The organism is Rhizobium hidalgonense (assembly GCF_002914525.1).
Taxonomy (GTDB): Bacteria; Pseudomonadota; Alphaproteobacteria; order Rhizobiales; family Rhizobiaceae; genus Rhizobium; species Rhizobium hidalgonense.
The window spans coordinates 1-6,133 of record NZ_LODW01000113.1; the positions used below are offsets into that span (position 1 = coordinate 1).

Genomic DNA, 6,133 nt, shown 5'->3' on the forward strand with positions numbered 1-6,133 from the left:
CGCAAAGCCGATCACCCGCTACAGCGCAACGAGAAGCGCGCGGGCGCTCGGCTTTACTCCCTACCGTCAGCTACACCAGGTGCTGGGACACGATCCGCGTTGCCGGTTGCTCACACCGCGCCACTTGGCGTATCAAAACCGCCGAGGCTCTAATCGCCGCTGGATGAAAGTTCAGTGGCAGGTCACGCAGGCTCAAGACCCTCAAGGGCCTCACACTACGAGTTCGTCTGCAAGACATAGACTTCGCAGCCTGAACGTTTCACCCTCGATCCGCTCCATGAAAATGCCGGGACTGAACAACGACGGCTGAGTGCAGGCATCAAGACTTAAGTCTGTCGTAAAGCAGACAAAGCGAATACAAACGTGGTGCGAACTGTCGGCTATTGGCTGACACGAAGATGCAGAACCCTCGACGTGCTGGAGGTGCCCCAGGCACCTGCTATCATCGCAGGTTGGGGCCAAGGCTGGCCTGCTCTGATCCCCGGTAGTGGGCGGGGTACACCCTGCCGATTTCAATGAAGCTACGCCTTTTTTCCCGGCTGATCTCGTCCACCGTTCAAAGGCCCAACCGCCACGTCAGCAGCGTTTAGGCGAATATACGCTCCAGCATCTCTCTTAACTGCAGCGCTTCGCCGCCATCTGAGGTTTCGCGACCGCACGCGCTTGCCATGGCAGGTCCCGCAATCCGTCGCCCAAAGCCGTTATGGATGCAATACGAAATTTCCCGGCAATCTGGACATCTGCCGCGTGAGACCTGGAATGCAATATTCGAGTTCTGGTGCCTATTCAGCTCGCATTCGTGCTGCATGTCCGAGTGGCACGTCCCTTGCTTCACTTCATGCTACTGATTCACCGCAGAGAGCGAGGATGAACTGACGTAAACTCTATTTCTATCGCCCCAGTCGCTTTGTCGGAGATGGGTCACGAGCCGCATCGACGGGGCAGGAAGGCCTCAGATCGGGATTTAGCCCCAACGAAGCTGAAACCAGGGAGGCGCTCGCGCCGTGCTGGCCTTCGCGCCAAGGGCCGGCGAATTCTCCTGCGATATCGTGGCGCGGATGCACTCTGAGCCTCGAGAGGTAAGTGCTACCCTGCTCGTCAACGAGACGCCAATGAGCGTGCGGCGTCACGGAAACATATGGCACGGATTTTTTCCACGGTAAACGTCCGTACTTTCGAAAGCTGGCAATGGTGAATCCTTCAACATACTCTGCGCAACTCGCCGACGGCACTATCTCGGTTCACGTGGATCGAAGCCTTGTACCCCCCATCGAGATGTTCGGCTTCGGGCAGCGAATCAACCCGAACCGCTCGTTTCTGTTTGTTTCCAAGGTTCTTGGTCGATTCCTGCCGATCCGCCCTTCGGTCATGGGAAATGCATTCGACCTCCTTGCACGTCAGATTCCTGCCGATATTCCTGGTCCGGTTTTGTTCATCGGAATAGCCGAAGCGGGCATTGGCCTTGGTGCGGGTGTCCATCGGCGGTTCCGCGAACTCACTGGTCGCGGCGATGCAATATATATCTGCTCCACTCGCCATGATCTTAAACTGCCGCTGCTGTGCGAATTTGAGGAAGAGCATAGCCATGCCCCGCGGCACCTCCTGCACGAACCATGCGAGGCAAGGCTCCGCGACTTGGTTCATGGTGCGACCGGCTTGGTACTCGTTGACGATGAGGCTTCGACAGGTAAGACATTTGCCAACATCTTCGCTGCCCTTCCCGCAAAAATTCGTTTGAAGCTGAAGCACACAGTCCTACTTACGCTTACCGACTGGTCAGAAGGCGCTGCCCGCGCGGAGATCACGGGAACAGTCAGTGAGGCTACTATCGTTTCCGGACGGTACAGTTGGACTCCGCGTGGGGATTTCACGGCAGCTACTCCGCAGGTCCCTTCCTGTGACCGTCCTAAGCGGCCCGAGGTCTGTCCCGACGTCGCTCGAGACTGGGCGCGTCTCGGCGTCGTCGATCACTTGCAGGGTCTCAATGCAAACGCTGCCGATGACGGGATTACCCTCGTACTCGGAACGGGCGAACACGTGTGGCAGCCCTTCCTGCTTGCGGAGCGCTTGGAAAAGGAGGGCGCTGAGGTTTTCTATTCATCGGTGACGCGTTCTCCCCTGTCGAAAGGCCACGCGATCGGTTCAGTACTTTCGTTCTCCGACAACTACGGCGGAACAGTTCCACATTACCTCTACAACGTCGATCCAGCGCTGTACTCGAAAATTATACTCTGCTCGGAGACAGGCCCGGAAAATGTCTGTGCCAGCCTGATGTCCGCACTGGGCGATCCCATTGTCCTTTCAGACGTAGAAGGTGAATGAAGCCGCCTTAGGCCATGCGGTCTGCCGCTTCGAAATCGGCTCACTCGATCGGACATTTCCGCCAGTCCACGGCGACACAACACTGCTGTCGCGTTATCTAAGGACATCACTCCCATGGGGGATACCTATGACAGCATCGCCTCCCCTGCCACACTAGGCTCCTACGCCGAATACGACGTGACGCTCCTTCTCAAGAGAGTGGATATTCAGCCTACTGACACGGCCACGAGGGAAGAGGCCATCCAATCCGGGCGGCGGCATTACTCGGAAATGATTTCCGCCGAGATGGCCCCGACCCGCGAATACATGGAGCTGTTTGCTAAGGCCATGGCCACTGGTGGCCCGCGCATGGGCGCCGAGACGGCACGCCTCGCCCTCGCGATCGTGCAGTCGGTCGAGGGTCCTATTACCCTTGTCAGTTTGGTCCGCGCCGGCGTGCCCTTCGGCATCCTTCTCAAGAGGGCCATCGCCTTACTCGGCCGGGACGTCGGACACTACGGGTTGTCGATCATTCGCGACAAGGGCGTTGACGACGAGGCTATGCGCCACATTCTTGCCAGGCGTCCTGTCGAGAGCATCGTCTTCGTAGATAGCTGGACGGGCAAAGGAGCAATTGCGAACCAACTCGAAAAGAGCTTCAAGGACTACTCAGACCGGCCTGCGCGGCTAGTTGTATTGGCCGACCCCTGCGGCTGCGCATGGCTCGCCGCATCGGGCGACGACTGGCTTATTCCCTCCGGAATGCTAGGATGCACCGTATCCGGGCTTATCAGCCGCTCGATCCTCAACGCTGCCCTCGTCGGTCCCGGTGACTTCCACGCCTGCGTCCAGTGGGATAATCTCGCGGAACACGATATTTCCCGATCATTCGTGGATGGTATGTGGAATGATGTCTCCACTGTGATTGCAACCGAAATCCCGAGCGTCTGGAGTATCGAGACCCGCCGGGCGCATCGCGATGCCGCCGCCGCTGCCGTCGCCTGGGTGATGGGGGAGGACGCCGTAACGAACATCAACCGAGTAAAGCCGGGCATTGCGGAGGCGACCAGAGCCATCCTGCGACGTGTGCCGGAAAAGGTGTACGTCTCGTCGCCAACCGATCCAGAACTCGCGGCCCTCATGTACCTGATCGACAACAAAGGCGTCCCGTATGTCGTCTCCCCTAGAAAGATCGCCCCCTACCGCGCCGTCACGCTGATCCGGCACGTCTCCTAATCTCCACGTATGTCTACTTACGAGCTCGGCGCGCAGGTCAAGGAAACTGAGATGTGACAAATTCCGTATCGTAAAATTCATTGCCAATGGAGAATCCGCGAAAGCTCACATCTGGCAATCGATCAGATATTTAACCAGTCGCATTTTGGAGTACGCATATGAAGCCCATTGCTCTGGTGGACCTCGACGACACCTTGTTTCAAACCAAGAAAAAGATACCGGAGATTGCGGAAGCCGATCTGGTATTGGCGTCCAAATCCATTAATGGAAGCAACTCCTATATGACGAAGATTCAAGCTGCCTTTGTCGAGTGGCTGCTCGTCTCCACGGAGGCCATCCCGGTTACGGCGCGCGGCTCTGAGGCTCTTTCGCGCGTTACGATCGCGTTTGAAAGCTACTCAATCGTATCGAACGGTGCCGTCATCCTCAAAAAGGACGGCAAGCCTGACGCCGAATGGCATGAGGTCGTCGCAAGGGAGCTCCGGCCGCTTGCCGGCTTTTTCGATAAGCTCCTCGATGAGGGCAGGACCAAGGCGAGGGAACTTGGCGTCCACATCCGGTGCTGGTCGGTGATGGAAGCTGATCTCGCGACATATGTTGTCTTCAAAGAGATTGACGGAGACGGCTCACGCCTTGAAGAGATTGTGCCGATCATTCGAGAAAAACGGGGTTGGGTTCGACACCACAACGGCAATAACCTTGCGCTAGTTCCGCCTGCGATCTCAAAACGGGTGGCCTCACAATTTCTGCTCAAAAAGCTTCGGACGGAGCATCCAGGTCGCCCAGTGATCGGCTACGGTGACAGTGTGAGCGACTTCTCCTACCTGTCCCTCTGCGACTGGTGGGGCGCTCCGGGTAACTCTCAAATGACAGACCTTGTCGTTTCCGCTGTTGCGCGTGAGAGATAGGTGACACGCGTACTGCGAACGTGGTGATATGTGAGGAGGGTGCAGGAATGATCCTGCACCTCCAGTCTTTCAGTAGAAACTTCCTATGGGTAAAACGCCGCGCCATATCGCGGTAAGAACCATGGCAAGCGCGGCGAGGATCGCGAGATTCCCGTCGGCTTTTACCACGAGTACGTAGAGCTTGTATTTCAGCATGATATGACCTTTCGATGAGCTCATTAGGAACTGCCGTCTCGACGGTTCGTGCCTTACTTGCGCAGAGCGAAATTTCGCGCCCATGATCCTCTCGGCGTCGATCCGCCGGAAATGGTCGACGATGGGTTGATCGTCATAGACCATGGCCGCGCTCTTGACGCAGCCGAACATCATGGCCTTCAAAGACGCGACCGGGCCCTCGCCCGCAGCCGGCGCTGGAGATAGGAAAACTTGGTTGCTTGCCACACGCGTCCTGTCGATCTTATAAAAACGCAACGTTAGCCGAAGCGGGATCCATTTGGGATCCACGGCAACCAGCCGCCGGTCTCCCGCTCGAAACAGCAGCACATCGGCGCGCATGTCCGGCGTGAACCGTTTGCCGAACCAGCCAAGATCTTCGAGCACACCATCGAACGATGCCCCGTCGATTGGCGACTGTCTATCCATTCAAGCGGCCAGTGCGGCTGCTCGGCGTCACGCTTTCAACGCTGACGACCTCCGATCGGCAATGCACGACCCCAGTCCCAACTTGATCTCGGGCTCTGACGGCCCATCGCCCCGAAATAGAAAAGCCTGCCGCGGGAGGAGGTGCGGCAGGCTTTCCTAAAAGAACCGAACGGCGACCTGGGAGGAGGAGTGCCGCTGTTCCCACAGACGTCCCTTTGGGAGGAGGAGTGGGCCGTCTAAACTTCGAAGCGTTGCGGGAGGAAGCATCGCTTCGATGAAAATAGCAATACTCGGGCCAGCGCCATGAAGCCAGCGTCTATGTTGCACTGCAGCTATGCACCCGCCGCAACAATCGGCAGGACATCGAGCATTCCTACCCCTGATTTTGTCGGCGGCTCTGCCGCTGTTACAGAGTGGAACCGCTACAACGTCAATTTCGATATCGAAAGCCCCAAGAAGGCCGTGACAGTTCGCGGCGGCCCTGCCGTCATGGAAAGTAGCGCCGCTGGAGACGGTGGCCGGCAGCTAAGCTGGATCGGTGCGGTTCGCGACAGTCATTAGGGGACACCCGGTGACAGACAGTATGAAGTGGCAGTCGCTCCCAGAAGCGCAAGATGTTCTGCGGGTATGTTTTCACCGTTAAGACCCGGCTGTACAATCCCGATCCGGTACTCGATGAACTTGCGTCGGGCAGCCTTTCGAAGCGTGGCCAAGTCATTCAGGCTGCCTCGAATGAAACGGGCCCGGCCCTTAAGATGTGATGTTTCTCTCACGGTCAGGTGGTTGATGAGGTTCTTCAAGCTCCATGTCCCCTTCACCCCCTTCTGTGCTTGACCGCAAACGAGGTAAAGATCGTCCGCCCGGCGCCCCATTACTGCCTGCGAGTATTTCAGATGCCAGAGAAGTACGGTGACGGTATCGTCCGTCTCCTCGATCGCCACGACGTCCGCGCTCTCCCAGGTGTCATCGTCATCTCTTCCGGGAGAGTGGGCAGACAATCCTCGCAATGGGCGTTCCGCTGATCGCACCTCCTTTGGTTTTCTGAC

4 protein-coding genes and 1 pseudogene are annotated in these 6,133 nt (G+C 57.6%); 3 read left to right on the forward strand and 2 right to left on the reverse strand.

Going from position 1 to position 6,133, the window contains the following annotated elements; genetic code table 11:
• Window positions 1-1,188 precede the first annotated feature (1,188 nt).
• The 3 genes from ATY29_RS38080 (at window position 1,189) to ATY29_RS31855 (ending at window position 4,445) form a co-directional block, all read left to right on the forward strand.
• Window positions 1,189-2,322: a phosphoribosyltransferase domain-containing protein gene (locus ATY29_RS38080; protein WP_011053330.1), complete on the forward strand. Its 1,134-nt coding sequence runs from the start codon at window positions 1,189-1,191 to the stop codon at window positions 2,320-2,322.
• A 114-nt stretch (window positions 2,323-2,436) separates the two neighbouring features.
• The gene (locus tag ATY29_RS31850) at window positions 2,437-3,537 is read left to right on the forward strand and encodes a cysteine protease StiP domain-containing protein (RefSeq protein ID WP_004675992.1); all 1,101 of its coding nucleotides are present in this window, start codon (window positions 2,437-2,439) and stop codon (window positions 3,535-3,537) included.
• Window positions 3,538-3,695: 158 nt separating this feature from the next.
• Entirely contained in the window at window positions 3,696-4,445 is a 750-nt protein-coding gene (locus ATY29_RS31855) for an HAD family hydrolase (protein ID WP_004675991.1), read from the forward strand.
• 270 nt (window positions 4,446-4,715) lie between these two features.
• Here the strand turns inward: ATY29_RS31855 and ATY29_RS38415 are convergent.
• Window positions 4,716-5,063: pseudogene (locus tag ATY29_RS38415) on the reverse strand (DUF4334 domain-containing protein); the annotation flags it as partial.
• 581 nt (window positions 5,064-5,644) lie between these two features.
• Window positions 5,645-6,133 (reverse strand): hypothetical protein (locus ATY29_RS31870; RefSeq protein ID WP_244597483.1); only part of this gene is annotated, 489 nt, incomplete at its 5' end.

Excerpts from the sequence above, each read along its gene's own strand:
- ATY29_RS38080 (WP_011053330.1), top strand. The coding sequence starts at position 1,189 with ATGGTGAATCCTTCAACATACTCTGCGCAACTCGCCGACGGCACTATC.
- ATY29_RS31850 (WP_004675992.1), top strand. The coding sequence starts at position 2,437 with ATGGGGGATACCTATGACAGCATCGCCTCCCCTGCCACACTAGGCTCC.
- ATY29_RS31855 (WP_004675991.1), top strand. The coding sequence starts at position 3,696 with ATGAAGCCCATTGCTCTGGTGGACCTCGACGACACCTTGTTTCAAACC.